This is a genomic window from Bradyrhizobium sp. Gha (assembly GCF_900113735.1).
GTDB lineage: Bacteria > Pseudomonadota > Alphaproteobacteria > Rhizobiales > Xanthobacteraceae > Bradyrhizobium.
Genome location: NZ_FOQM01000031.1, coordinates 1 through 26,445, shown reverse-complemented (window position 1 = coordinate 26,445; position 26,445 = coordinate 1). Strand labels below are relative to the sequence as shown.

Sequence of the window (26,445 nt, the reverse complement as noted above, 5' to 3'; positions counted from 1 at the left end):
GAAGACCATGAGGCTGACGAACAAGACGGCGCTGATCACCGGCGGCAACAGCGGCATTGGACTGGCAACCGCAAAGCTGTTCGTGGCCGAGGGCGCGAAGGTGATCATCACCGGCCGCAACACGGAGACGCTGCAGGCGGCCGCGAAGCAACTCGGGCCGAATGCAATCGCGCTCGCCGCTGATGCCACCGACATTTCCGCGACCGAGGCTGCGATCAAGCAGGGCAGCGAAAAGTTCGGCAAGCTCGATATCCTGTTCGCCAATGCCGGCATTCCCGGCGGCACGCCGCTCGGCTCGGCGACGCTCGAAGTGTTCGAGAAAGTGATCAGCACCAATCTCACCGGCGTGTTCTTCACGGTGCAATCGGCGGTGCCTTACATCAACGACAACGCCTCGATCATTCTCAACGGCTCGGTGATCTCGGTGCTCGGCAATCCCGGCTACTCGGCCTATGGTGCAGCGAAGGCCGGCGTGCGGGCGATGGCGCGAATCATGGCCTCGGAGCTATCGCCGCGCGGCATCCGCGTGAATGTCGTTGCGCCGGGTGCGATCCGCACGCCGATCTGGGGCGCTGCGGTTGCAACGCCCGAGGCGGAGAGGGCATTCGAGAAGCGGATCTCGCTGGCGACGCCGCTCGGTCGTATCGGTGAACCCGATCACATTTCGAAGACGGTGCTGTTCCTCGCGTCTGACGATGCCGCGCATATTCAGGGACAGGAGATCTTCGTCGATGGCGGCGCGGTGGCCTCGCCCAGCGGCGCGCCGATCTATCGCGGTTGATCAAACGATATGAAAAATTGAATCGGCCGGCGCGCTAAGTACGGTTGCGCTGGCCGGTTCCCACGCCTGCGAGCTGTATTTCCTGAACCTTGCACGTCACGTTGAACCTTCGGACGCGTTGCAAAGACCCTTCTACGGCGGGGGTCAAAAGACTCGTTTTAAAAGGAGTCCATTATGCCGAAAGCAGCCGCACCCATTCTTTCTCCGATTTCAGCACCGCGTATTTTCACCGAGCGTTCTGCAGTTCCCGCCAAGCATTCTGATCTGTCCGAGTTCATCGGGGTCGCCATCTTCTCTGGCATCGGCCTGCTCGTGTCACTCGTCGCCGTGATCCTGGGCGTGCAGGGCGTCTGGTATTAGCTTCGCGGATCATCCGCGGCTCCATCAGCCGCCGCAGCGTGTTTGGCGGCTGATGATGTCGGCGAGGCCTCAGGCCGAACGCAGGCTCGTTGCCGCCTGAAGCGCGCCGGCGAGCGCCTTCTGGCGATGCTCCGGGCCGATCTGAATGCCATCGGCGGAGATGAATTCGAGACCGGTGATACCCATGAAGCCGAACACCCAGCGCAAATAGGTTTCGAGATGCTCGCCGGCAGCGTACGGCGTCTCGGCGCCGTAATGGCCGCCGCGCGAGACCGCAACGATCACGCGCTTGCCGCCAGCGAGTCCCTCGGGCCCGGCCGCGCCGTATTTGAAGGTTTTACCGGCCACCAGAATGCGATCGATCCAGGCCTTGAGTTGGCTCGGAATCGTGAAATTGTACATGGGCGCGCCGATCACGACGACGTCGGCGTCGAGGAACTCGTTCAGCACCGCTGCGCTCGCCGCAAGGTCGGGGCCGAGTTCAGCCGGCGCGGGCGCACCCTGGACGGCTGCAAGATGCGATGCCGAGAGATGGGCGAGCGGAGTTTGCGTCAGGTCGCGATAGATCAGGTCCAGCGATGGCGTTGCCTGCCGCAGCCGGTCAACGATGGCCGCGGAAACCTGCCTGGAGACGGAGTGAGGGCCAAGCACGCTGGAGTCGATATGGAGGAGTTTCATTTGTGGTCACCCATGGTATAGATTTGTAACCCGCACTACATGAGTGACTGCCAAATTCTCCGCAAGAACGCACTTTTTTGAGCCATGGGCACATCTTTGAGACCGACACACAGCCGTTTGCCCGCCTTGCCGCCGCGCCCCGAGCTGCCCGATCCGGATCATGCCGATTGCCGCAGCGTCGCCTCGATCCTCGCGCGCGTCGGCGACAAATGGAGCGTGTTCGTCATCATGATGCTCAGCGATGGCCCCAAGCGCTTCAATGAGCTGAAGCGCATGATCAACGGCATCTCGCAAAGGATGCTGACCCTGACCTTGCGCGGGCTGGAGCGCGACGGTCTCGTCACGCGCACGATCTTTCCGACCATTCCGCCACGCGTCGATTACGAGCTGACCGATCTGGGCCGCGGGCTGCAGCAGCCGGTGATGGCGCTCGGCGAGTGGGCGAAGACGCATCAGGAGCAGATCGCGGCGGCGCGCACGCGCTTCGACGAGCGCAGCGGCACCTAAAGCAGCGAGACGAGACCGCCGCCGTGGCGTTCGAGCCGGCCGGCTAGCTCGAGCTCCAGCAGCACCGTGCGCACGATCGCAGGCGAGGCGCCCGACATTCGCACGAGATCGTCGATCGAGATCGGGCTCGGGCCGAGCAGGCCGGTGATCTGGTCGCGATCATGGCTTTGCGGATCGCTCTCGAACGGCTCGCTGTCGGGCTCGCCTATCGGGTGCATCAGCGGCCGCTCCATGATCGGCGCAACCGCGTTGACGATGTCGGACGCTGCGGTAACCAGCGTTGCGCCCTGCTTGATCAGATCGTTGGTGCCGGCTGCGCGCGGATCGAGCGGCGAGCCGGGGACGGCGAACACCTCGCGGCCCTGTTCGGCGGCCATGCGCGCGGTGATCAGCGAGCCCGAGCGGTGCGCGGCCTCCACCACGACCACGCCAAGCGCAGCGCCGGAGATCAGCCGGTTGCGGCGCGGGAAATCACGGGCGCGCGGCTCGTGGCCGAGCGGCAACTCGGAGATCGCCGCGCCCTGCTGATCGAGGATCGCAGTGAGCAGATCGCCATGCTCGGGCGGATAGATGCAATCATGTCCGCCGGCGAGCACCGCGATCGTGCCGCGATCTACGCTCGTGCGATGCGCGGCCTGGTCGACGCCGCGGGCGAGTCCCGAGATGATGACGAAGCCGGCTTCGCCGAGTTCTCGGGCGAGCTGGCCGGCGAACTTCAAGCCCGCGCCCGACGCATTGCGCGAGCCGACGATCGCGATCATGGGCCGCATCAAGGTCGCGACGTCGCCGCGCACCGCGAGCAGCGGTGGCGCATCGTCGAGCGTCGACAGCCGATCCGGATAACCGTCCTCGCCTGGCGCGAGCCAGGCGATGCCGAATGCGCGGCTCGCCGCGAGCTCGGCCCTGGCCTCGTCGACGGTACAAATGCGCCCCGAACGCGACGCCCCGCCACGCCGTGCCAGATCGGGCAGCCGCTCCAACGCAGCTCGCGCGCTGCCAAAGTGATCGACCAGCGAGCGAAAGGTGCGCGGCCCGACATTGTCGGAGCGGATCAGCCGCAGGCGGTCGATCCGCTCTTGCTCGGTCAGCTCCACGCTTGGGTTGATGGCGTCCACGGCGTCTCCTTGTGGGCGCAGCATGGAACAACCTGAGGGCGTGAGCAACAGCGGCGTGCGCTTGCGTGGCCTTGGCGCAATGCTAAAAGCGATGCCAATAAGAAGGATTTTGCCATGATCTCACTCGCCGATCTCCAGCGCCGCATTGAAGCGGAGGAGCTTTCGCCCGATGACGCCATCGCGCAATCGCACGCGGCGATCGAGGCCAAAGACGGGGATGTTCGTGCCTTTGTCCGGCACGACAAGTCGGCGAAAGCGCAAGCGTCCGGTCCGCTGCGGGGCATCGCGGTCGGCATCAAGGACATCATCGACACCGCCAACATGCCGACCGAGATGGGCTCGGAGATCTATCGCGGGTGGCAGCCGCGCAGCGACGCGCCCGTGGTGATGATGCTGAGGCGGGCAGGGGCCACCATCATCGGCAAGACCACGACGACGGCGTTCGCCTCGCGTGATCCGACGCCGACGCGCAATCCGCACAATTTTGGCCATACGCCGGGCGGCTCGTCGTCGGGGTCGGCCGCAGCTGTCGGCGCCGGCATGATCCCGCTGGCGCTGGGCACCCAGACCGGCGGCTCGGTGATCCGACCCGCCGCCTATTGCGGCGCTGCCGCGATCAAGCCGTCGTTCCGCATGCTGCCGACGGTCGGCGTGAAGTGTTATTCGTGGGCGCTCGACACGGTCGGGCTGTTCGGATCGCGCGCCGAAGATCTCGCGCGCGGACTGCTGGGAATGACCGGCCGCACCGAATTTGCCGGCATTTCGCCGGCAAAGGCCCCGCGCATCGGCGTTGTCAGGCAGGAATTTGCCGAGGCGGTCGAGCCGGCGGCGGAAGAGGGCTTGCTGGTGGCGATCAAGGCCGCCGGGAAGGCCGGCGCCAGCGTGCGGACGATCGATCTGCCCGCGGCGTTGAAGGAGGCCTGGCGCATCCACCCGATCATCCAGGATTTCGAGGCGCATCGCGCGCTCGCGTGGGAGTTTGACGAGCATCACGACGAGATCGCACCGATGCTGCGCGCCAGCCTCGACGAGACCGTTGGACTGACGCCGAAGGAATATGACGACGCACGCCGGATCGCTCGCCGTGGCCGTCGCGAGCTTGGCGAACTGTTCGAAGGCATCGACGTGCTGCTGACCTATTCGGCGCCCGGCACCGCACCGGCCAAGGAGCTCGCCTCGACCGGTTCGCCCCGCTATAACAGGCTGTGGACGTTGATGGGCAATCCTTGCGTCAACGTGCCGGTGATGAAGGTCGGTGGCCTGCCTGTCGGCGTGCAGGTGATCGCACGCTTCGGCAACGATCCCGGCGCGTTGGCGGCGGCGTGGTTTCTGGAGAATGCGCTGGCGAAGTCAGGCTAGCGCGGGTTCGGCGGCGGGCAGGATGCGTTGGGCTTTGGCGCCTTGCCTGAGCCAGCGCTCGGCGGCCTCGCGGCCGTTTCGATGCAGCGTGCGGATGAAGCCTCGGCCGAGATCGGTGGATGAGCGCTGCGCGAGCCCGTCAACGGAGTCTTCGGCCGCGATTCTGGAGAGACGCAGCGACGGTGCAGCACGCGACTGCGCCCATGCGATTGCTGCGACCTCGGCACTGAGAGCGGCGTTCGCCGCGATCTGGTCCAGACGACGATCGATCGCGGCGAGCGTGATCGGCACGTAGCTGTCGCGCGTGGGCGTGACCTGGATGAGCAGCAGGTCGGGGGTCGTCGATTCCTGCGCGAGCTTGATCAGCGGCGGATTGCCGCCATAGCCGCCGTCCCAATAGGCCTCACCGTCGATCTCGACGGCGCAGTGAACCAGCGGCGGGCAGGTCGAGGCGAGAGCGACGTCGGCGGTCACGGCGTCATTGCCAAAAATCTGCAGCTCGCCGTCGCGGATCCGCGTCGCTGCTATCAGCAGCTTTGGACATTTCGCGTCTCGGAGCGCCGCAAAATTGACGTCGCGCGACAACGCCTGGCGCAGTGGATCGAGATCGAACGGATCGAAATGGCCCGAGCGCAGCGTCGGCCCGAAGGCGACCGAGCTTCCCGCCGGAGAGAAGCCGCCGATCAGCATCAGCGAGCGAAACGAGGCCTCGTGCATCAACCGGGTCCAGAACCGGTTCAGCCGGCTGCGCGCCGCTTCGCGGCCGCCTTCGGCGAGGCCGCCCGCGAGCAGCAGCGCGTTGATCGCGCCGGCGCTGGCGCCGCTGATGGTGTCGAGCTCGATGGAGGGCTCTTCCAGCAGCCGCTCGAGCACACCCCAGGTGAAGGCGGCGAACGTGCCGCCGCCCTGGAGCGCCAGCGACAGCTTTCGCGGCGGCCACGGCTGGGCGCGCGCCGGCGCAACAACAGGTGCGGGCGTTAGACGTGCTTGCACGATGGGATCAGGCCGCGGCGGCAGAGCAATAGGCTTTGGCGCGTGATGCGGCGAGGGCGCATCGGCCCAGATGTTGGTCGTCGAGAGCAAGCGACTTGCCGCAGAGCCCTGCGCGCCACCGTCGTCATGCGTGCCGTCAATCTTCTCGCTCATTCTGAGCACCGCGTAACGCCATTTGCTCTGTCAGGATGACAGGCATGGAACTCAGCCGCTACTCCCGGCCGGAATCGGCTGCGAGTTGCGAACAGGATTTGGCATATAATGCGGAGGCCCCGCGGCGGTATCCGTACTTTTTCAGGCTTCAGGCCTTCTCGCCGATGCGGCCTTCTTTTCCTGATTGCAAGCGCTTGATGTTCTCGCGATGCATGTAGAACAGCAGCAGGGTCAGCACCGCAAACAGCGAGGCGAGGGCGAGGTGGCCGAACCACCACAGGAACAGCGGCGTGATGAACGCCGCCACCAGCGCCGAAAGCGAGGAGTAGCGGGTGGTGAAGGCGGTCGCCAGCCAGAGCAGGCAGAACACGAGGGCGCCGGGCCAGAACAGGCCGAGCAGGATGCCGATATAGACCGCGACGCCCTTGCCGCCCTTGAACTTGAGCCAGACCGGGAAGAGGTGGCCGAGGAAGGCGCCGAGGCCGGCCAGCATCGCGGCATTGGGACCCGCGACATAGCCTGAGACCACCACGGCGGCGGTGCCCTTCAGCGCGTCGAGCAGGAGGGTCGCCGCGGCGAGGCCCTTGCGGCCCGTGCGCAGCACGTTGGTAGCGCCGATATTGCCGGAGCCGATCGAGCGCAGATCCTGCGTGCCGGCGAGCCGGGTCAGCACCAGCCCGAACGGAATCGAGCCCAGCAGATACCCGATGACCAAGGCCACCGGCAGGAATGCATCAAGCCCCATATCCGCAAATCCTTCGGAGAGAACTCTTCACCTCAGACATGCTCGAACACGGTTCGTCCACCGACGATGGTCCTGATCGCGCGGCCTGTAAAGCGGGCTTCGTCGAACGGGGTGTTCTTGCAGGGTGATTTCAGGTCGGCGGGATCGACCACCCAGGGAACGTCAAGATCGATCACGACGACGTCGGCAGGGCTTCCGACGCGCAGGGTTCCGCCCGGCAAGCCGAGCAGCTCGGCCGGCCGGGTCGACATCGCCCGGATCAGCGTCTTGAGATCGAGCTCGTCATTGTGAACCAGCCGCAGGCCTGCCGGCAGCATGGTCTCCAGGCCAATGGCGCCGGGCGCGGCTTCCGCGAAGGGCAGGCGCTTGACCTCGACGTCCTGGGGATTGTGGTCGGACATGATGACGTCGACGAGGCCGGAGGCGATCGCCTCCACCAGCGCGCGGCGGTCATCCTCGGTCCGCAGCGGCGGCGATATCTTCAAGAACGACCGGTAGGGGCCGATGTCGTTCTCGTTCAGCGCGAGATGGTTGATCGAGACCGAGGCGCTGACGGCGAGGCCGGCGTCGCGGGCGCGCTTCAGGATATCGAGCGACTCGATGCATGACAGCGCTGCTGCGTGATAGCGGCCGCCGGTGAGCGCGACGAGGCGCATGTCGCGCTCCAGCATCACGGCCTCGGCGGCCTTCGGGATGCCCATCAGGCCGAGCCGCGAGGCGAACTCGCCTTCATTCATCACGCCTTCGCCGACGAGGTCAGGGTCCTCGGTGTGGTGCACGATCAGCGCGTCGAAATCGCGGGCGTAGGTCAGCGCGCGGCGCATCACCTGCGAATTGGTGACGCTGCGGTCGCCGTCGCTGAACGCCACTGCGCCGGCGGCCTTGAGCAGGCCGAACTCGGTCATCTCCTCGCCGCGCATGCCCTTGGTCAGCGCCGCCATCGGCTGGATGTTGACGATCGCGGTGTCGCGGGCGCGGCGCATCACGAAGTCGACGGTCGCCGAATTGTCGATCACCGGCAACGTGTCGGGCTGGCAGATGATGGTGGTGATGCCGCCGGTCGCAGCCGCCTGGCTCGCGGAGGCAAAGGTCTCGCGGTGGCTGAAGCCAGGCTCGCCGACGAAGGCGCGCATGTCGATCAGGCCGGGGGCCACGATCTTGCCGGAGCAGTTGACGACGTCGGTGCCCTCGGGGACGCCGGCCGCACCGATGCCGCGGCGGGTCTCGCGGATGATGCCGTCGGCAATCAGGACGTCGCCGGGACCGTCGAAATCCCTTGAGGGATCGACGACGCGGGCGTTGGCGAGCAGGATCGGGCGGCGGTCGGTCAGCATGGGCATCACGCGTTCGGCAGGTTGCGGGCGAGCGCTTCGAGCACGGCCATGCGCACGGCCACGCCCATCTCGACCTGTTCGCGGATCAGGGACTGCGCGCCGTCGGCCACCGCGGTGTCGATCTCGACGCCGCGGTTCATGGGACCGGGATGCATCACGAGCGCGTCGGGCTTGGCGTAGCCGAGCTTCTTCTGGTCGAGCCCGAAATAGTGGAAATATTCAGAGGTCGACGGCACGAAGGAGCCGTTCATGCGCTCGCGCTGGAGCCGCAGCATCATGACGATGTCGGCGCCGTTGAGGCCCTCGCGCATGTCGCGCGCGACCTCGACGCCCATTCGCTCGATGCCTGTGGGCAGCAGCGTGGAGGGGCCGACGACACGGACGCGGGCGCCCATGGTGTTGAGCAGGATGATGTTGGAGCGGGCCACGCGCGAATGCAGCACGTCGCCGCAGATCGCGACCACGAGACCCTCGATCCGGCCCTTGTTGCGGCGGATGGTGAGCGCGTCGAGCAGCGCCTGGGTCGGATGCTCATGCGCGCCGTCGCCGGCATTGATCACGGAACCGTCGACCTTGCGGGCCAGCAGTTCCACCGCGCCCGAGGCGTGATGGCGCACCACCAGGATGTCAGGGTGCATGGCGTTGAGCGTCATCGCGGTGTCGACCAGCGTCTCGCCCTTCTTGATGGACGAGGAGGACACCGACATGTTCATGACGTCGGCGCCCAGCCGTTTGCCCGCGAGCTCGAACGAGGACTGTGTCCGGGTCGAGGCCTCGAAGAAGAGGTTCACCTGCGTCCGTCCACGCAGGACGGTGCGCTTCTTGTCAACCTGGCGGTTGAGCTCGACATATTCTTCCGACAGGTCGAGGAGGCCGGTAATGTCGGCCGCGGAAAGGCCCTCGATGCCCAGCAAATGCCGGTGGCCGAGGACGAAGGTCGATTTCGATGTCATTAAAGCGAGAGCTATAGGCGCGGATGGCGGGCGGAGCAAGCGCCAAAGCCGGGGCGGGGAGTTATCCCCCGATGTGTCGGTTTGGGCCGTGGTGACGCGTCGCCACTTCCTCCGTCATGCCCGGGCTTGTCCCGGGCATCCACGATCTTCTATCGCATTTGACGCAAATAAGGCGTGGATGGCCGGGATAAACCCGGATAAACCCGGCCATGACGACGGGGAGACATCGCGTGAAAGCAACAACGGCTGCAATCACGGCAATCGGCTTGATCTCATCCGCTTCCGCTTCCGCCCAAACACTCCCGCGCGGCTTCGTCTATCTGCGCGACGTCGATCCCAGCATCATCCAGGACATCCGCTATGCCACCGCGAACAACTTCGTCGGCCGTCCGCTCGCAGGCTACGGCGCCGCCGAATGCGTGGTGAAGCGAGAGGTCGGATTGCGGCTGAAGGCGGTGCAGCAGGAGCTCGCGTCGCAAAATCTCTCACTTAAGATGTTCGATTGTTACCGGCCGGCGAGGGCCTCGCTCGACATGGTGAGATGGTCGCAAAACGGCCATGAGACGGCGGCCGATCGGCGCTACAATCCGCGCATTGCCAAGACGGAGCTGTTTCGCCTCGGCTATATCGCGAGCCGCTCGCAGCACTCGACCGGCGCTGCGCTCGATCTCACTTTGGTCGATTTGAAGGCCGACAATTCCGCCAGGATCGATCCCGCAAAATCCTACGCCGATTGTACGGCGCCGGTGGCGGCGCGGCTGCCGGAGGGCAGCGTCGACATGGGCACCGGCTATGACTGCACTGATGCAAAAGGGCATACCGCAGCACCGTCGATCACACCGGATCAGCGCGCCTGGCGCAAGCGGCTGGTGGCGGCCATGGCCAAGCAAGGCTTTGTGAACTATTCAAAGGAGTGGTGGCATTTTTCCCTGCCTGCTGCGGGCGGGGCAGCCTATGATTTCCCGATCCAGCCGTGGCGGAACTGAATCCGCCAAGGAAACCAGATGACCCAGCCCAGCTTCGCGACCCACGAGGTTTTCAACCAGTCGCCACCGTTCGAGGATGTGAATTTATTTGCCGTGGACCGGTCGTTGGTCGACGCTGTGAAGGCGAATGGCGGAGCGGGGGCGGAGCGGGAGCTGTCCGAGTTCGGCAAGCACTGGGGCTCGGCTGCGATGGCCGACCGCGGGCGCGCGGCGAACGAGAGCACGCCGAAACTGCGCAGCTTCGACGCCAAGGGCAATCGCCGCGACCAGGTCGAGTTTCACCCCGCCTATCACGAGCTGATGGCGCACAGCGCGCACGCCGGCGTGCATAATTCGACATGGACCGCGGATGGCAAGCCTGCGGACGGTGCGGCCGAAGTCATCCGCGCGGCAAAATTCTACATGGCCTCGCAGGTCGAAACCGGCCATCTCTGCCCGATCACGATGACCCGCGCCTCCGTTGCGGCGCTGGCGATGCAGCCGGATCTGCTCGCGCGCGTGATGCCGGTGCTGTCGACGAAGAGCTACGATCCGAGCTTTTCGCCGTGGTGGGAGAAGCGCGGCATGACGCTCGGCATGGGCATGACCGAGAAGCAGGGCGGCACCGACGTGCGTGCCAACATGACGCGCGCGGTGCGCGATGGCAGCGCCTATCGCGTCACCGGCCACAAATGGTTCATGTCGGCGCCGATGTGCGATGCATTCCTCGTGCTGGCGCAGGCAGATAGCGGACTGACCTGCTTCTTCATGCCGCGCTTCGCGCCGGACGGATCGGTGAACGCGATCCAGTTCCAGCGGCTGAAGGACAAGCTCGGCAACCGTTCGAATGCGTCTTCGGAAGTCGAGTTCGTCGGCGCCTATGCCGAGCGCGTCGGCGAGGAGGGCAAGGGCATCCGCACCATCATCCAGATGGTGCAACTGACACGGCAGGATTGCGCGATTGCCTCGAGCGGCCTGATGCGCTCGGGGCTCGCGCATGCGCTGCATCACGCCCGTCACCGCAGCGTGTTCCAGAAACATCTGGCCGATCAGCCCTTGATGCAGGCCGTGCTGTCGGACATGGCGCTGCATGTCGAGGCGAGCACGGCGCTCGTCATGCGGCTCTGCCGCGCCTTCGACCGCACTCCGCACGATGCGGCGGAGGCGGCCTATATGCGGCTGCTGACGCCCGCGATCAAATACTGGACCTGCAAGAGCGCGCCGTCGTTCCTCTACGAAGCCATGGAGTGCCTCGGCGGCAACGGCTATGTCGAGGATGGTATTCTGGCACGGCACTATCGGGAGGCGCCTGTCAACGCGATCTGGGAAGGCTCGGGCAACGTGATGTGCCTCGACGTGCTTCGCGCGCTCTCGCGCGAGCCGGAGGCCGCAATGGCCGTGCTGCAATCGCTGGCCGCCGAGACGAAAGGTCTGCCGGGAGCAGGCGAGGCTGTTACATTCATCGGCAAGACCTTCCGCCGCGCCGACGGCGAGCGCGTCGCGCGGCTCGCAGTCGAGAAGCTGGCGCTGCTGGCCGCCGCTGCTGCACTCCAAGACGTGTCGTCCCACAACGCTGAACTGTTCGCCGCCACGCGCCTCGCCGCCAATCACGCCAGCATGTACGGCGCGGTGGAGCTCGACAGCGGCGACGTCCGTGCGCTGCTCGAGCGGGCGCTGCCGTGAGCCTGCCAACAGAAAGTCTTGTGATGGACTCCCTCAATCCCGATCATCCGCCGCTGACCGAGACGGCCGCACCGCTGCGGGTCTGGAAGTTCTGGGGCACGGCACTGTGGGGCCTGCTCATCTTCGTCGCCATGTTCGTCGGCCAGGTCGGGGCGATCCTGCTGTTGATAAGAATGCGCGGTCTGCCGCTCGACATGGCCTCGATCCAGTCGGTCGGCCGCGAGCCGCAGGCGCTGGCGCTCTCGGTCACCATGGGCTTGCCGGCGACGCTCGCGGCGGTGTGGCTCGCCATCCGCATCAAGCGGGCCTCTTTCGTCGACTATCTTGCGCTGCGCTGGCCGTCCTGGGGGCAGCTGTTGCTTGGCACCGCCGGCCTCATCCTGGTCGTGATGGGCTGGGAGGTGGTGTCGCGATCCCTCGGTCGCGAAGCGACGCCTGGCTTCATGACCGATCTCCTCAAATCGGGCCGTGACAGCGGCGCTGCGTTATTGCTGCTGTTCGCCTTCAGCGTGGCGGCGCCGATGTCGGAGGAGGTGCTCGCACGCGGCTTCCTGTTCCGCGGCTGGTCGGCAAGCTTCCTGCGCGTGCCCGGCGCGATCATCTTGTCGTCACTGGTGTGGACGGCGGTACATCTGCAATACGACCTGTACTTCCTCGCAGAAGTTTTCTCGATCGGCCTGTGGTTCGGCTACATGCGCCACCGCTCCAACTCGCTCTGGCTCACCATCGTGCTGCATGCGCTCAACAACATGACCGCGGTGGTGCTGACGATGTGGCTGGCGCAATAGCTGCTCGTCTCGGACTCCGTCATTGCGAGCGCAGCGATGCAATCCAGAATCTTTCGGCGGAGGCACTCTGGATTGCTTGGTCGCAAGAGCTCCTCGCAATGACGAGGTGAGAGAGGTGGCGCTCTCGACCAAGAGTTCTACGCCACCAGCGCGATCGCGATCGGCATCGTGATCGCCGCCAGAATCGTCTGCAGCGTGATGATCTGCGCCAGCAGCGGTGCATCCCCGCCCATCTGGCGGGCCAGCACATAGGCACTCGGCGAGGTCGGCACCGCCCCGCAGATCGCGATGATCGCGAGGTTGGTGCCCGTGAGCCCAAAGCAGCGGGCGAGCGTTAGTGCGAGCAGCGGCATCAAGACCAGCTTGAACGCCACGCCGACCGTTACGCCCAGGCTCGGGCGGAGCAGGCCCTTGAGCTGGAGACCGGCACCGGTGACGAGCAGGCCGATGGGCAGCGAGGAGCGACCGAGCGCGTCGGCGACCTCGTGCCAGATCTTTGGCAGTGGCACATGGACGACGTTGATGACGAGGCCGATGGCGCAGGCCCAGATCAGGGGATTGCGGATCACGGTCATCGCGATCGCCCGCGCGGATTGCTTCTTGGGCGAAGCGTAATGCGCCAGCACGGCGACGCTGAACACGTTGACCAGCGGGATGATCGCGATCATCGCGACCGAGGCCAGCGCCAGTCCGACGTCGCCGTACAGATTGGCCGAGACCGAAAGGGCGACATAGGTCTGCCAGCGCGTTGCGCCCTGAAAGATCGAGGTGAAGGCGGGGCCGTCGATATCGAGCCGTGACAGGGCCGGCCGCAACGCGAGGCAGAGCAGCGACATCGCCAGCGCCGACAGCAGCAGCGCACCGCCGACGCCGGCGACCGGCACTTTCGAGAGATCGGCCTTCACCAGCGTCTGGATCAGCAGCATTGGAAACAAGACAAAATAGGTCAGCCGCTCCAGCCCGTGCCATTGCGTGTCGAGCCGCATCAGGCTGTGCCGGAGCACGACGCCGAGCATGATGAGGATGAAGACGGGCAGCAGCGCCGCGATCACGGCCGCCATGGATCAGCCCGTCCCCGGGCTGCCGCGCAGATTGGCGAGCCGGTCGAGCGCGCCTTGCAGGATGAAGATGGCGGCGTGCTCGTCGATCACCTCGGCGCGCTTGGCGCGGCTGACATCCATGCCGATCAGCTCGCGCTCGACCGCGGCGGTCGACAGGCGCTCGTCCCAGAGGCCGATCGGGAGGGTGGTCAGATTGGCAAGGTTGCGGGCAAACGCCCGGGTCGATTGCGCGCGCGGGCCCTCGCTGCCGTCCATGTTGATGGGCAGGCCGAGCACGAAGCCGACCACCTTGCGTTCGGTGGCGATGGCAAGCAGGCGGGCTGCATCCTGCTTGAACTGCTTGCGCTGGATGGTCTCGACGCCGGTCGCGAGCCGCCGGTCCGGATTGGATACGGCAACGCCGATGGTCTTGGTGCCGAGGTCAAGGCCGATCAACCCGCCGCGTTCGGGCCAGTGGGTTGCAGCATCGACGAGGGGCAGGATAAGAGCGGGCATGGCACTAGCGCATATCATGCGTCACGCCGCGGAGTGAACCCACAACGATGGATGCATTGACAGTGTTCGGGCTGTTTGCCGTGACGGCGATGCTGATCACTTATGCCCTCGAAGACCGCAGCCATTGGTCCGTGCTGCTATTCGCAATGTCCTGTGCGCTAGGATCCGCCTACGGATTCCTGCAAGGGGCTTGGCCGTTCGGCCTGGTCGAGGCGATCTGGGCCGTTGTCGCGCTGCGGCGGTGGCGGATCAGGCCGCGATGATGTCGTCGTCCTTGGTCAGGCAGGACAGAAAGCCTTGAAGCGCGCTGGTTTGATGGCCGGCGCGACGCTGGACGAACAGCGTCTCGACGCGCCCATGTGACGGGCTCAGCGTATGCATCGTCACGCTGCCGTTCATGGCGCTGCGCTCGATGACCGCACGGGGCAGGAGCGTGACGCCCATGTCGGCGGCGACGCAGCCAATCATGCCGTCGAGCGTGCCTAGCTCGAAGCGCGCTGCTGACGGCCAGCCGAACTCGACGAAGATCTGCTCGAGGCGCTGACGGTAGGTGCAGCCGGTCCGGAACACCAGCGCCGTCGGGCCTGACTCAGGCGTGCCGGCGCGCAGCTCGGCGAGCGAGCCCCAGCGCCGCGCGCTGACCAGCACCAGCTCCTCTCGGAACGCGCTGGTGGCGGTAAGGTCATCGTGCGCGATAGGCCCAGCGACGAACGCGCCGTCGAGCGTGCCTTCGAGCACGCTCGCGACAAGATCGGCGGTCGGCGACGTGCGAAGGCTGAGGCGCACGGCCGGAAAGCGACGGTGGAAATCGGCGAGCAGCGGCGGCAGCCGCACCGCAGCCGTCGTCTCCATCGAGCCGATCGAAAGCGGCCCCTTCGGCTCGCCGTCGTCCCGGGCGGCGAGGGCGGCTTCTCGCGACAACGCGGCCATTCGTTGCGCATAAGGCAGGAGGCGCTTGCCGGCGCCCGTCAGCGCCATGCCGCGGCTATGGCGTTCGAACAGCGGCGTGCCGATCTCGGCCTCCAGGGCCTTGATGCGCTGGGTGACATTGGATTGCACCGTGTTGAGCTCTTCGGCGGCGCGCGTGATGCCGCCGGTGCGGGCGACAGCGGCGAAGGTCTGGAGATCGCTCAGTTCCATGGCATCGTTTCGCTTTTGCGATGGCAGCGTTCGCTACAATTCATTTTTCGAGAATGCTAATTGGGCCTAATCTTCCTGTCCAGTGCGGGAGACCTCATGCCGATCACTACGCCGCTGACGGAGCTTCTCGGGATCAGGCATCCGATCCTCTCGGCGCCCATGGACACGATTGCCGGCAGCCGGTTAACCCGCGCCGTCAGCGAGGCCGGAGGGTTTGGCATTCTGGGCGGTGGCTACGGCGACCGGGGGCGGCTGCAGGCTGAGGCGGCGGAGCTTAGGGGATTTGCACCGTTCGGGATCGGATTCATCACCTGGAGCCTGGCCAAGCAGCCGGAGCTTCTCGACATCGCGCTCGATGCGCGCCCGCAGGCCGTCATGCTGTCGTTCGGCGATCCCGCGCCGTTCGCACCGCGCATCAAGGCGAGCGGCGCGCGATTGATCTGCCAGGTGCAAACTGAGGCGATGGCAAAGCAGGCGCTCGATGCCGGCGCAGAGATTTTGATCGCACAGGGGACGGAGGCGGGTGGCCATGGCGCTTCGCGCACCACGGTCGGTATCGTGCCTGATATCGTCGACCTCGCGGCCGGACGCGTGCCGGTCGTGGCGGCCGGCGGGATCGCCGACGGCCGGGGTCTTGCGGCGATGATGATGCTAGGTGCATCCGGCGTGCTGATCGGCACGCGCTTCTATGCGAGCGTTGAGGCCAATGGCGCGGAAGGGGCGAAGCAGCGCATTCGCACGGCTGACGGCAACGGGACCGTGCGCGGAGTCGTCCCCGACTGGTCGCGAAAACTGTTCTGGCCGGCGCCGTTCACCGCGCGCACGCTGGTCAACAGCCATATCAAGGCCTGGACCGGCCGCGAGATCGAGCTGCTGCAACGCGCGGACGAGATTGTGAAGGACTATGCGGCGGCAAAAATGGCGGGCGATTTCGAAATCGCGGCCGTCTTTGCCGGAGAAGCGGTGGGCCTGATCCATGATATTCCCCCCGCTGCCGAGATCGTCGAACGGATCGCCGCTGAGGCCGAGCAGTTGCTGGAAGGACGACGAAATTCGGTGGTCGGTGCTTTCCCTTCTCCCCATGTGGGAGAAGGTGGCGCGCAGCGCCGGATGAGGGGTTCTATCCACGGAGAGTAAAGTCAAATCCGAGGCGTAGCATCCGCGGATGCAAACCCCTCACCCGTCTCGCCGCTATCGCGGCGATCCACCCTCTCCCACAAGGGGACAGGGAAGAGCGAATACGAGGCAAGAACCATGTGGCCTGACCGTCGACTGATCGATCTCTTCAAGACCGAATTTCCGATCGTGCTGGCGCCGATGGCCGGCGTGATGGATGCCGAGCTGGTGATCGCCGTGGCTCAGGGCGGCGGACTTGGCTCGTTGCCGAGCGCGATGCTGTCGCCGGAGAAGGCGCGCGAGCAGGTCAACATCATCCGCCAGCGCGTGAAGGCGCCGGTGAACATGAATTTCTTCTGTCACACGCCGGTCGATCTGACGGCCGAGGCCGAAGCGCGCTGGAAGCAGCGGCTCGCTGGTTATTACACCGAGCATGGCCTCGATCCCGCGGCGCCGATCAACGCCGCGAACCGCGCGCCGTTCGATGCCGCGTTCTGCGAGGTGGTCGAGGAGCTGAAGCCTGAAATCGTCAGCTTTCATTTCGGCCTGCCGGAGCCGACGCTGCTCAAGCGCGTCAAGGCGGCGGGCTGTCTCGTCATCTCATCCGCCACGACGGTGAAGGAAGCGGTCTGGCTCGAACAGCGCGGCGTCGATGCGGTCATTGCGCAAGGCGCCGAAGCCGGAGGCCATCGCGGCATGTTCCTGACCGACAAGATCTCCGAACAGCCCGGGACCTTCGCGCTGGTGCCGCAGGTCGTCGATGCCGTGAAGGTGCCGGTGATCGCTTGCGGAGGCATCGCCGATGGGCGCGGTATTGCCGCAGCCTTCGCACTTGGTGCTTCTGGCGTGCAGATCGGCAGTGCGTATCTGCGCTGTCCGGAGTCCAAGGTGAGCGCGGGCGGCCGCAAGGCGCTCGCTGAGGCGGGCGACGATTCCACCGTCATCACCAATGTCATGACCGGACGCCCGGCGCGCGGTGTCCAGAATCGCCTGATGCGCGAGGTCGGGCCGATCTCGCCGGATGCGCCGCCGTTTCCCCATGCGGCGACCGCGCTGGGACCGCTGAAGGCGGCCGCCGAAAAGCAGGGCAGGGTGGATTTCACCAATCTCTGGGCCGGCCAGGCCGTGGCCCTTGGCCGTGAGGTCCCCGCGGCCGAATTGACCCGGGATCTTGCCAGATCGGCGCTGGCTCGCCTGAAGGCGCTGGCCGGGTAGGTTCCAGCCCCGGTTGCGGCGCAAAACCAGCCTCTGCTATACGGCACATAGGTTTTGCCGTGAGAGGCCATATATAATGTCCGTCGACGCCGCTACCGTCCGCCGCATCGCGCATCTGGCGCGCATTGCGGTTTCCGAGGACGAGGTTCCGCATCTGCAAGGCGAGCTCAACGCCATGCTCGCCTTTGTCGAGCAGCTCTCGGAGGTCAATGTCGAGGGCGTGGAGCCCATGACCTCGGTCGCCCCGATGCAGATGAAGAAGCGGCAGGACGTGGTCGATGACGGCGGGATCGCCGACGATATCGTTGCCAACGCGCCTGCGGCCGAAGGTCACTTCTTCCTGGTGCCGAAGGTCGTCGAGTAGCATAGCGTTGTCGAGCGAAGTGGAATCCGGTTCGCGTCAAGAAAACGCGTCAACTAATGACTCTTAGGACGCCGTGCGATGTGCATGCTTTGCGACGATGAGAAGGCCTATCAGGCCTACATGAACTACCTCGACAAGATGGAACGGCAGGGTAAGGCTGCCGATCCCAACGTCGCCGTCAATGCCGTGCTCGACGAAATGCAGGCCGCCGCGAATGCGGCCGCCAAAAAAGACGACCCGGCCAACGACAAGACCCTGTCTCCTTTTTTCTGTAGCCCGATCAATAAATGACCGATTTGACATCGCTGACGCTCGCCGAGGCCCGCAAGGGCCTCGCCGACAAGACTTTCACGTCGCTCGAGCTGACCGACGCGCATCTGAGCGCGATCGAGAAAGCGCGCCTGCTCAATGCCTTCGTGATGGAGACGCCGGACCAGGCGCGGGCCATGGCGCGCGAGGCGGACGGCAAGATCGCCAAGGGCGACGCCGGTCCGCTCGCCGGCATCCCGCTCGGCATCAAGGATCTGTTCGCGACCAAGGGCGTGCGCACCACGGCGTGCTCGAAGATCCTCGGCAATTTCGTGCCGACCTATGAGTCGACCGTCACCTCGCAGCTCTGGCGCGACGGCGCCGTCATGCTCGGCAAGCTCAACAATGACGAGTTCGCGATGGGGTCGGCGAACGAGACCTCGTGCTTCGGTCCCGTCGGCAATCCCTGGCGGCGTGAGGGCTCCAATACCACCCTGGTGCCGGGTGGCTCGTCCGGCGGCTCGGCGTCGGCCGTTGCTGCGCTGCTGTGCATGGGCGCGACCGCGACCGACACCGGCGGCTCGATCCGCCAGCCGGCGGCGTTCACCGCGACCGTCGGCATCAAGCCGACCTATGGCCGCTGCTCGCGCTGGGGCATCGTCGCCTTCGCCTCTTCGCTCGACCAGGCCGGCCCCATTGCGCGCAGCGTGCGCGACAGCGCGATGCTGCTGCGCTCGATGGCCGGCCACGATCCGAAGGACACGACTTCGGTCGATATTGCCGTGCCTGATTATGAAGCCGCGATCGGCAAATCCGTGAAGGGCATGAAGATCGGCATTCCGAAGGAGTATCGTCTCGACGGCATGCCGGCCGAGATCGAGAAGCTCTGGAGTGAGGGCGCGGCGTGGCTGAAGGCGGCCGGCGCCGAGCTGGTCGAGGTGTCGCTGCCGCACACCAAATACGCGCTGCCGGCCTATTACATCGTGGCGCCGGCGGAGGCCTCCTCCAACCTCGCGCGTTACGACGGCGTCCGCTACGGCCTGCGCGGGCAGGGCAAGACCATCACCGAGCTCTACGAGAACACCCGCGCCGAAGGTTTTGGCGCCGAGGTGCGCCGCCGCGTCATGATCGGCACCTATGTGCTCTCGGCCGGCTATTACGACGCCTATTATCTGCGCGCCCAGAAGGTGCGCACGCTGATCAAGAGGGATTTTGAGGATTGCTTCGAGAGGGGCGTCGACGCGATCCTCACCCCGGCGACGCCGTCGGCGGCCTTCGGCATCGGTGAGAAAGGCGGGGCCGATCCGGTCGAGATGTATCTCAACGACGTCTTCACGGTCACTGTGAACATGGCGGGCCTGCCGGGCATTGCCGTGCCATCAGGCAAGGACAGTCAGGGCCTGCCGCTCGGCCTGCAACTGATCGGCCGTCCCTTCGAGGAGGAGACGCTGTTCTCGCTCGGCGAAGTGATCGAGCAGGCGGCCGGCCGCTTCACGCCCGCGAGGTGGTGGTGAATGTCGCCGGCTTCATCGCAAGCCTCGACGGCGCGGCACCCGCGCCGGAGTTGAGCGCGCCGCTCACGGGCCTCTGGTGGGCTGCGAAGGGCGACTGGGACCAGGCGCACAAGATCGTCCAGGACGAGAGCAGCCGCGAGGCGGCCTGGGTGCACGCGTATTTGCACCGCGTCGAAGGCGATCTCGGCAATGCCGGCTACTGGTACCGCCAGGCCGGCCAGGTCGCGGCAAAGGATTCATTGGAAGCGGAGTGGGAGCGGATCGCTGCCACGCTGCTCGGGAGCAGGACATGAGCACGGCTACGCACAAGCTTCTCAAGGGCGCCACTGGCGACTGGGAGATGGTCATCGGCATGGAGATTCACGCCCAGGTCACATCAAAATCAAAATTGTTCTCGGGCGCCTCGACTGCGTTCGGTGGTGATCCAAACACCCAAGTGTCGCTGGTCGATGCGGCGATGCCGGGCATGCTGCCTGTGATCAACGAGGAATGCGTCAGACAGGCTGTCCGGACCGGGCTCGGTCTCAACGCAAAGATCAATCTGCGTTCGGTGTTCGACAGGAAAAACTATTTCTATCCGGACCTGCCGCAGGGCTACCAGATCAGCCAGTACAAGTCGCCGGTCGTGGGCGAGGGCGACGTGCTGGTCGAGCTCGACGGTGGCCGCAGCGTCTCCATCGGCATCGAGCGGCTGCATCTGGAGCAGGATCCGGCAAAGATGCAGCACGACAAGCTGCCGTCGCAGTCCCTGATCGATCTCAACCGCTGCGGCGTGGCGCTGATGGAGATCGTTTCCAAGCCCGATATCCGCGACGCCGAGCAGGCCAAGGCCTATGTGACCAAGCTGCGCTCGATCATGCGCTATCTCGGCACCTGCGACGGCGACATGGAGAAGGGATCCTTGCGCGCCGACGTCAACGTCTCCGTGCGCAAGCCGGGCGCGCCGCTCGGCACCCGCTGCGAGATCAAGAACCTGAACTCGATCACCTTCATCGGCCAGGCCATCGAGTACGAGGCGCGGCGCCAGATCGAGATTTTGGAGGACGGCGGCAAGATCGACCAGGAAACGCGGCTCTACGACCCCAACAGGGGCGAGACGCGCTCACTGCGGTCGAAGGAAGAGGCGCATGACTACCGCTACTTCCCCGATCCGGATCTGCTGCCGCTGGAGTTCTCGCAGAGCTTCGTGGACGAGCTGAAGGCATCGCTTCCCGAGCTGCCGGACCAGAAGAAGGCGCGTTTTGTCGCCGACTTCGGCCTCTCGGATTATGATGCGGGCGTGCTGGTGGCCGAGCGCGAGAGCGCTGTGTTCTACGAGACGGTGCTCGACAGGCTCGCCAACCGCGCCCGCGACGGGAAGATGGCGGCCAACTGGGTCATCAACGAGCTGTTCGGCCGTCTCAACAAGGAGGGCCGTGATATTACGGACTCTCCTGTGACGTCCGAGCAGCTGGCGGCGATCATCGACCTGATCGGCGAAGGCACGATCTCGGGCAAGATCGCCAAGGATCTGTTCGAGATCGTCTGGCAGGAGGGCGGCGACCCGCGTGCGCTGGTCGAAAGCCGCGGCATGAAGCAGGTCACGGATCTTTCGGCGATCGAAAAGGTTGTCGACGACATCATCGCGGCCAATCCCGACAAGGCTGCGCAGGTGAAGGACAAGCCGCAGTCGCTCGGCTGGTTCGTGGGCCAGGTGATGAAGTCTTCAGGCGGCAAGGCCAACCCGCAGAGCGTCAACGATCTGCTCAAGTCCAAGCTCGGCATCTGACGTCACGCGTTCGGACGAGGTGACGGACGCGCCTCGTCACCTCGCTTGACCCGGTGATGCGACGCTTGCGCGCATCATCTGCGGCAATCATCAGCTGCTCAAAGGCGCGCAGCGCCGCCGAATCGCCACCGCGCGATTCGCGCAAAACGGCGACCTGCACGCGCCCCGACGAGCGCTCCCGCCGTTAAGCATGAAAATAATTTCGTTGCCAAAATTCGCGACTCAGAGTCCGCGACTCGGCTCTGCTGCGCGACCGCGTGCTTCGCAGCGTCCATCATCGCGCTGAACGCGCGAGATGTGCGTGCGCAGAATAATGCTTGTTGCATAGGATTTTCTGGCACTCGCGGCGCTTGCCGACGTCGATGTCGAGAGAAGCATTTGCAATCGGCGACGCGAGTGGCTGCCGACTGGCAAATCAAGCGCGGCTGGCGCACGCGCGCTGCGTCGTCAACACTTCCTTAAGTGAGAAGATGTTTTTTTCGTCGTGTTGGTGTATTTGGGGTGAGCGCACATTCGATCCCCGAATGCGCGCAGCGATTAAAGCCATCTCACACATCGGAGGGCAACATGGCCAAGAAAGCGAAGAAGGCGAAGAAGGCGAAGAGCGCAGTGAAGAAGACTGCGAAGAAGACCCGCAAGGTCGCGAAGAAGAAGAAGTAACTTCGACTTCTGAAGTTGCCGGCTCCTAGCAGCCGGCACGTCATCAGCGCCTCCTGGAGGTTCTGGTCGACGATAGAGGGTGTCGGCGAGACATCAGGTCAACGGTCGGATCGTTCAGCTTCGCGGGCTTGCCCGCCAGGTACGGTCCGGCAGAAGAAACAAGTTTTCTTCGTTCGGTGCGGTCTCCCTGATAAGGGCTCCGCAATTCCACACGCGGCCTTCGGGCTCATTTGGAATCTGGTCCTGACGTGTTCGCCGACGCCCTCGTTGCCTGAGGCCGGGGTATTGCCGGCAATCCCTTTCCCGACATTGCTGATCTGACCGCGATCGCCGCACCGTTCTGCGTAGAGGCAGGGGAGGGCTGCGATGCATTGTCGTTGCCGCGACGGCGCCAAGCTCGAGGCGGCCCATTTCCTCGTGCCGCCCCCACAAATTGTAACCACAGCACACGCGCCACCGCGCGCGATGGTTATCGATGTCCCAAAATCCTGGGGTAAACAGAGTCTGAGGAAACGCAGAAGTACCTGCAAATCATGGACTTCTTGAGATTATCGCGCGCGCGGCGCGGCTTCCCGTTTACGTCTGCTTCATCGCGATACTTAAACTGCCATTCAAATTTGCCCGCCATCATCGCCTCCAACAAGCCGGCAAACGGCATCGGGCAAGAAGCCCTGGGGATGAGTTGAACAGCGCACGATCCCAGACGGGATTTTGCACATCAGAGCTGGACGGGAGCCGCGCTCCGGGGATTCGAGGCGGCATAAGAAAAAGGGGATGCGTTATGTTTCAGGGTACTTTCGATCTCGATACGGCGACGCCGATCGATGCGACCGCGCTCTCAGACGTTCTGTTCGAGCGCGGACTCTATTGGGCGAGCGGCCGCTCGGGTCTGATCGACCTCGTCGCCGCGCACAAATGGTTCAATCTTGCTGCCCTGAACGGCCGCCAGGACGCCGTTGCGCTACGCCAGGAAGTGGCGGAGCAGATGTCGGAGGCCGAGATCTCCGCCGCGCAGCGAGAGGCGAGGGCGTGGGCGTCCGCGCACTGAGCGGTGCAGCCCCCGACGCGGGAACTGGACTTCGACTTGTTCGGGAGGTCCGGTTCGTTGTGATGCGATGAAGCCGCTAGACCGCGAACGAGGCCGGCGCTTCGCCAGCGCAGTGCCGACGCCACATTTCATTGAAGGCTTTTTCGACGTGCCGCGTCATGCGGGCCGTGTCGAATAGCGGCCAAGTGGTCCGCTGCGACGCCAGCTTGCTCCTCAGGGCGCTTCGCAGTTCGGAATCATGCGCGATCCGAAGCGCCAAGCCCTCATAGTCGTCCAATGACCGCGTCACCAGTTCAGGAAGCGCGACAGCAGTCAGGATGCTGGCTGCAACGCGTCCCGCAAAGGCGGTGCCGAGGCAGGTCACGACCGGCAAGCCAGCCCAGAGAGCGTCGCTGGCCGCCGTATGGGCATTGTACGGCAGTGTGTCCAGGTACAGATCGGCGAGCTGGTGGCGCGCCAGGTGCGCGTCGGCAGGCACATGCGGGGCGAACACGATCCTCTCTGCTGCGATGCCGCGCGCAACGGCCTCACGCTTCAGGTTCTCGCTGGCGATCGGGTCCGCATCAAGCAGCCAAAGGACGCTGCCGGCGGTCTTTGCAAGCAGCCTCATCCAGACATCGAACAGCACGGGCGTGATCTTGGACGTTCTGTTGAATGCACAGTAGACGAATGCATCGTCTGCCAGCCCGACTTCGCTCCGGGCCGGTACATTTGCGAGCGACCGCCTCGAGTCGGTCGGCTGATAGCTGTCCGGGAGATAAATCACCTTCTCGGCGTAATGGTTCTGCTCTGCTTCGGGGACGATGATCGGGTCGGCCATGACGTAGTCCATGTAGGTTGCGCCCATCGTGCCGGGGTAGCCGAGATAGTTGACCTGGATGGGAGCCGCCCGGCGCGCCAGGATCTTCGGCCGCGCCCCAGCGGTGAAGCCTCCGAGATCAACGAGGATCTCGATGTCGAGCTGGCGTATCCGCTCGACCACGTCCTCGTCGGGAAGATGGTTGACGTCTTCGAAGCGCTCGAATGCGGCCTTCAGGCGATCGCGCAACTCGCTCCGGTCGTCGATTCCGAGGGAAATGGCGCTGACCTCGAAGCGCTCGCGGTCGTGCTCCTCGATGGCTCCGACCATCAAGTGCCCGATGGCGTGATTGCGAAAATCGGCAGACATGTACCCGATCCGCAGCCGGGAAACCGGTGACGGCGTTCTGGGTCTCGCGGCACCTCGCTCCGGGGCGACTCTGGCGACAAATGTCTTCGCACAGGTCAATTGGTGTGCGGGAGACGACGAAGCGTGGAGGAACGTGAAGGGATCGACCGCCACACCGGATTCGACGGCCTCGTCCAGGCCGGCCTGTTCACGTTCGAAACTGCGCCAGTCGGCGCGCTTCCGCCTGAAATCAACGAGCTTGCTCAACGCGAACGGAAAGGCCTTGTTGAGGGCGACCGTTCTTTCGAGCGCTCCGATCGCTTCGTCGTGTCGGCCCATTTGGCCAAGGACCTCAGACAAGACGAAATGGTACTGTGGATTCGACGGTTCGAGCGCGAGCGCACGTTGGTAGCTGTCATGCGCTTCGTCGAGCTGACCGAGCTGCTGGAACGCGCTGCCCTGGTTTGCGAACGCTGCACCCGACGGCGCGATCGCAATGGCGCGATCGAATTCCGCGATGGCGGCGTGAGGCTCCTTCCGTGCTAGCAGGATCGCTCCGCGATTGAGATGCGCGTCGGCGAAATTCGGCGAAAGGGCAATCACTTTCGCAAACCAGGCGAGCGCATCATCTGTCTTATCCAGGACGCGCAGCACATTGGCGTAGTTGAAGAGAACATCGGGATCACCGGGATTGGCGCGGGCAGCCTTCTTGAGCAATGGCTCGGCGTCGGAGAAATTGCCGCGCTGAGCGTGCAACAGCCCCATCATATGGAGGGCGATGGGATGCGTTCTGCTTCCCCTCAGGATGGTCGCGTAGGCCCGTTCCGCATCCGACAGATTGCCCAAACGCTGCGCCGCAATTGCCTGGCCCAGAATAGCCGACGGATGAAGTGAGGAGGGGGCCGAAGCTCCCCTGTTGCGGCTCTGCTGCGACATGTGATTGAGGTTCCGGGCCCGATGACGGGTCTGTGCGGTGGCGGAGGGGCGCTCAAACACTAGTCGCAATTGCAGGATGAGACAACCTCCAGCCGTCATCCCGTTTCGCTTCGTCCTCGGCTTCCATCGCCCAACGAAACCTGCGAGCTAGGTGCGCTCACTCTTGGGAGGGCACGAATCGGGTTGAGTTCAATCGCGGAACCTTGCGTCAGGCTCTCGCTGCCGCGCCCCGATGCTTCAGGTGAAACAGTTCACTGAGATTGATTCTGCTGGGTGGCGGAGAGGGAGGGATTCGAACCCTCGATACAGCTTGAGACCGTATGACGCTTTAGCAAAGCGTTGCCTTCAGCCACTCGGCCACCTCTCCGGTGCGAGCCTTATGCATCTAATTGCTTGGGCCGGTCAATTTGGAAGCGTGTGTTTTCGCTCGAATATTCCCAACGATTTCCGCCGATGCGGGATTCCCCTGACCTTCTTGGGTTCCCAGCCATATTAAGTGTGTCCGTGACACACGCCCGCGGTGGCGCCGGATTGCAGTTGTTTCCGGGGCGCCGAGCCTTCCGGGATGACACATCCCGCTTGTCTCCGCATTCCAATGATTCGGGTGTTCCGACCCGGGGCTGTGCGTAAGCAGGCCCGGACACGACCAAACGGGAATTTCGACCGCAAACGGAACCCGTCAAAAAAGCTAAGCAAAAACAGTTCATTAGAAATATCGCGCGATCACATCTGCGTGTTAATTGTGCAACACCCGTCGAGAAATACGCATGATAGGCCCGTTTCGGAGCGATCTCTTGTTGTGTGTGCAACGGCGTTCAGTTGTTGTGATCCGGCGACGGAGGGGGGCATCCCGAGGTCGTCCCGTTTAGGTCTTTCGCTTAAGTCCCTCGTGTTCATGCGGGTGTGTCCGAAGACGCGAAGGTGGCCAGGGCGGTGATTTAGAGGGGGTTGGGGAATTGGCCGTTCGGGTCAGTGACCTTCCCTGAAAGACCAACTTGGAGGTTTAACATGAACTTTAAGGGCCTTTTGCTCGGCTCAGTGGCGGGTCTGCTCGCCGTTGGCGGAGCGCAGGCGGCCGATCTTCCGTTGAAGGCCAAGGCCGTCGAATACGTGAAGATCTGCTCCCTGTACGGTGCAGGTTTCTACTACATCCCCGGCACCGACACCTGCATCAAGCTGGGTGGTTACGTCCGCGCGGACATGATCCTTGGCGGCGCGAACGACTACGGCTTCCGGTTTAGCTCGGGCACCTTCAACGGCGGCTCGAACAACCGTCTGACGAACTACTACTACAGCCGCGCTCGTATGGACCTCACGG

Annotated in this window: 27 protein-coding genes and 1 tRNA gene; 17 read left to right on the top strand and 11 right to left on the bottom strand. The window is 64.6% G+C overall.

From position 1 onward, the window contains the following. The first annotated feature begins 7 nt into the window (after positions 1-7). Both BM222_RS29280 and BM222_RS29275 read left to right on the top strand, forming a co-directional pair. Complete coding sequence (locus tag BM222_RS29280) at positions 8-781, top strand: SDR family NAD(P)-dependent oxidoreductase (RefSeq protein WP_092235951.1); 774 nt, start codon at positions 8-10, stop codon at positions 779-781. Positions 782-955: 174 nt separating this feature from the next. Beyond that, a complete protein-coding gene (locus BM222_RS29275; protein ID WP_092235949.1) occupies positions 956-1,141 on the top strand; it encodes a hypothetical protein in 186 nt (61 codons plus the stop codon). Positions 1,142-1,210: 69 nt separating this feature from the next. Here the strand turns inward: BM222_RS29275 and BM222_RS29270 are convergent, their stop codons facing one another. Then, a complete protein-coding gene (locus tag BM222_RS29270) occupies positions 1,211-1,819 on the bottom strand; it encodes an FMN-dependent NADH-azoreductase (RefSeq protein ID WP_092235946.1) in 609 nt (202 codons plus the stop codon). An 84-nt stretch (positions 1,820-1,903) separates the two neighbouring features. Between BM222_RS29270 and BM222_RS29265 the strand changes: the two genes are divergently transcribed. Then, entirely contained in the window at positions 1,904-2,326 is a 423-nt protein-coding gene (locus tag BM222_RS29265) for a winged helix-turn-helix transcriptional regulator (protein ID WP_092235943.1), read from the top strand. Here the strand turns inward: BM222_RS29265 and dprA are convergent. After that, entirely contained in the window at positions 2,323-3,465 is a 1,143-nt protein-coding gene (dprA, locus tag BM222_RS29260) for a DNA-processing protein DprA (RefSeq protein ID WP_092235940.1), read from the bottom strand. The two genes, BM222_RS29265 and dprA, sit on opposite strands and share 4 nt — an antisense overlap. A 90-nt stretch (positions 3,466-3,555) precedes the next feature. Between dprA and BM222_RS29255 the strand changes: the two genes are divergently transcribed. Beyond that, positions 3,556-4,800: an amidase gene (locus BM222_RS29255; RefSeq protein WP_092235937.1), complete on the top strand. Its 1,245-nt coding sequence runs from the start codon at positions 3,556-3,558 to the stop codon at positions 4,798-4,800. On the opposite strand, the gene BM222_RS29250 is transcribed toward BM222_RS29255, so the two are convergent. The 4 genes from BM222_RS29250 to BM222_RS29235 form a co-directional block, all read right to left on the bottom strand. After that, a complete protein-coding gene (locus BM222_RS29250) occupies positions 4,792-5,946 on the bottom strand; it encodes a patatin-like phospholipase family protein (RefSeq protein ID WP_092235934.1) in 1,155 nt (384 codons plus the stop codon). The two genes, BM222_RS29255 and BM222_RS29250, sit on opposite strands and share 9 nt — an antisense overlap. Before the next feature lie 148 nt (positions 5,947-6,094). Beyond that, the gene (gene plsY / locus BM222_RS29245) at positions 6,095-6,691 is read right to left on the bottom strand and encodes a glycerol-3-phosphate 1-O-acyltransferase PlsY (RefSeq protein WP_092235931.1); all 597 of its coding nucleotides are present in this window, start codon (positions 6,689-6,691) and stop codon (positions 6,095-6,097) included. Between the two features lie 32 nt (positions 6,692-6,723). Continuing rightward, complete coding sequence (locus BM222_RS29240) at positions 6,724-8,025, bottom strand: dihydroorotase (RefSeq protein WP_092236104.1); 1,302 nt, start codon at positions 8,023-8,025, stop codon at positions 6,724-6,726. Positions 8,026-8,030: 5 nt separating this feature from the next. Further along, positions 8,031-8,978, bottom strand: a complete 948-nt coding sequence (locus BM222_RS29235; protein ID WP_092235927.1) for an aspartate carbamoyltransferase catalytic subunit — start codon at positions 8,976-8,978, stop codon at positions 8,031-8,033. Between the two features lie 230 nt (positions 8,979-9,208). Here BM222_RS29235 and BM222_RS29230 point away from each other — a divergent pair, with 230 nt between their 5' ends. From BM222_RS29230 to BM222_RS29220, 3 genes are read left to right on the top strand one after another with little or no spacing between them, the layout of a single operon-like run. Then, positions 9,209-9,964 carry a M15 family metallopeptidase gene (locus BM222_RS29230; protein WP_244547302.1) on the top strand — a complete coding sequence of 252 codons (756 nt, stop codon included), beginning with the start codon at positions 9,209-9,211 and terminating at the stop codon, positions 9,962-9,964. Positions 9,965-9,982: 18 nt separating this feature from the next. Next, entirely contained in the window at positions 9,983-11,626 is a 1,644-nt protein-coding gene (locus tag BM222_RS29225) for an acyl-CoA dehydrogenase family protein (protein WP_092235921.1), read from the top strand. A gap of 23 nt (positions 11,627-11,649) precedes the next feature. Continuing rightward, positions 11,650-12,414: a CPBP family intramembrane glutamic endopeptidase gene (locus BM222_RS29220; RefSeq protein WP_092235919.1), complete on the top strand. Its 765-nt coding sequence runs from the start codon at positions 11,650-11,652 to the stop codon at positions 12,412-12,414. Between the two features lie 137 nt (positions 12,415-12,551). On the opposite strand, the gene BM222_RS29215 is transcribed toward BM222_RS29220, so the two are convergent. After that, the gene (locus BM222_RS29215; protein ID WP_092235916.1) at positions 12,552-13,475 is read right to left on the bottom strand and encodes an AEC family transporter; all 924 of its coding nucleotides are present in this window, start codon (positions 13,473-13,475) and stop codon (positions 12,552-12,554) included. 3 nt (positions 13,476-13,478) lie between these two features. Continuing rightward, positions 13,479-13,970 carry a Holliday junction resolvase RuvX gene (gene ruvX, locus BM222_RS29210; protein ID WP_177243543.1) on the bottom strand — a complete coding sequence of 164 codons (492 nt, stop codon included), beginning with the start codon at positions 13,968-13,970 and terminating at the stop codon, positions 13,479-13,481. A gap of 47 nt (positions 13,971-14,017) precedes the next feature. Between ruvX and BM222_RS29205 the strand changes: the two genes are divergently transcribed. Beyond that, positions 14,018-14,233: a hypothetical protein gene (locus BM222_RS29205; protein WP_092235912.1), complete on the top strand. Its 216-nt coding sequence runs from the start codon at positions 14,018-14,020 to the stop codon at positions 14,231-14,233. On the opposite strand, the gene BM222_RS29200 is transcribed toward BM222_RS29205, so the two are convergent. Beyond that, positions 14,220-15,110, bottom strand: a complete 891-nt coding sequence (locus BM222_RS29200) for a LysR family transcriptional regulator (protein WP_092235909.1) — start codon at positions 15,108-15,110, stop codon at positions 14,220-14,222. The two genes, BM222_RS29205 and BM222_RS29200, sit on opposite strands and share 14 nt — an antisense overlap. Before the next feature lie 96 nt (positions 15,111-15,206). Between BM222_RS29200 and BM222_RS29195 the strand changes: the two genes are divergently transcribed. The 8 genes from BM222_RS29195 to BM222_RS29150 all read left to right on the top strand — a co-directional run bounded on the left by BM222_RS29195 (position 15,207) and on the right by BM222_RS29150 (position 23,044). Beyond that, complete coding sequence (locus BM222_RS29195) at positions 15,207-16,247, top strand: NAD(P)H-dependent flavin oxidoreductase (RefSeq protein ID WP_092235905.1); 1,041 nt, start codon at positions 15,207-15,209, stop codon at positions 16,245-16,247. 117 nt (positions 16,248-16,364) lie between these two features. Next, positions 16,365-17,441: an NAD(P)H-dependent flavin oxidoreductase gene (locus BM222_RS29190; RefSeq protein ID WP_092235903.1), complete on the top strand. Its 1,077-nt coding sequence runs from the start codon at positions 16,365-16,367 to the stop codon at positions 17,439-17,441. A 76-nt stretch (positions 17,442-17,517) separates the two neighbouring features. Beyond that, positions 17,518-17,805, top strand: a complete 288-nt coding sequence (gene gatC, locus BM222_RS29185) for an Asp-tRNA(Asn)/Glu-tRNA(Gln) amidotransferase subunit GatC (protein ID WP_092235900.1) — start codon at positions 17,518-17,520, stop codon at positions 17,803-17,805. Between the two features lie 78 nt (positions 17,806-17,883). After that, positions 17,884-18,096 (top strand): hypothetical protein, encoded by a 213-nt coding sequence (locus BM222_RS29180; RefSeq protein ID WP_092235898.1) that lies wholly within the window; start codon positions 17,884-17,886, stop codon positions 18,094-18,096. Next, a complete protein-coding gene (gatA, locus tag BM222_RS29175) occupies positions 18,093-19,568 on the top strand; it encodes an Asp-tRNA(Asn)/Glu-tRNA(Gln) amidotransferase subunit GatA (protein WP_092235895.1) in 1,476 nt (491 codons plus the stop codon). Before BM222_RS29180 ends, gatA begins: the two co-directional genes overlap by 4 nt. Further along, the gene (locus tag BM222_RS29170) at positions 19,559-19,861 is read left to right on the top strand and encodes a hypothetical protein (RefSeq protein WP_092235892.1); all 303 of its coding nucleotides are present in this window, start codon (positions 19,559-19,561) and stop codon (positions 19,859-19,861) included. The genes gatA and BM222_RS29170 overlap by 10 nt, the downstream gene beginning before the upstream one ends. Next, complete coding sequence (gatB, locus tag BM222_RS29165; protein WP_092235889.1) at positions 19,858-21,336, top strand: Asp-tRNA(Asn)/Glu-tRNA(Gln) amidotransferase subunit GatB; 1,479 nt, start codon at positions 19,858-19,860, stop codon at positions 21,334-21,336. The genes BM222_RS29170 and gatB overlap by 4 nt, the downstream gene beginning before the upstream one ends. Before the next feature lie 1,441 nt (positions 21,337-22,777). Beyond that, entirely contained in the window at positions 22,778-23,044 is a 267-nt protein-coding gene (locus BM222_RS29150) for a hypothetical protein (protein WP_092235881.1), read from the top strand. Between the two features lie 76 nt (positions 23,045-23,120). Here the strand turns inward: BM222_RS29150 and BM222_RS43445 are convergent, their stop codons facing one another. Further along, entirely contained in the window at positions 23,121-25,127 is a 2,007-nt protein-coding gene (locus tag BM222_RS43445) for an O-linked N-acetylglucosamine transferase family protein (protein WP_177243542.1), read from the bottom strand. Between the two features lie 274 nt (positions 25,128-25,401). Beyond that, positions 25,402-25,494, bottom strand: a tRNA-Ser gene (locus tag BM222_RS29140). 641 nt (positions 25,495-26,135) lie between these two features. Between BM222_RS29140 and BM222_RS29135 the strand changes: the two genes are divergently transcribed. Further along, positions 26,136-26,445: porin (locus BM222_RS29135; protein ID WP_177243541.1), on the top strand; the 310-nt coding region annotated here is incomplete at its 3' end.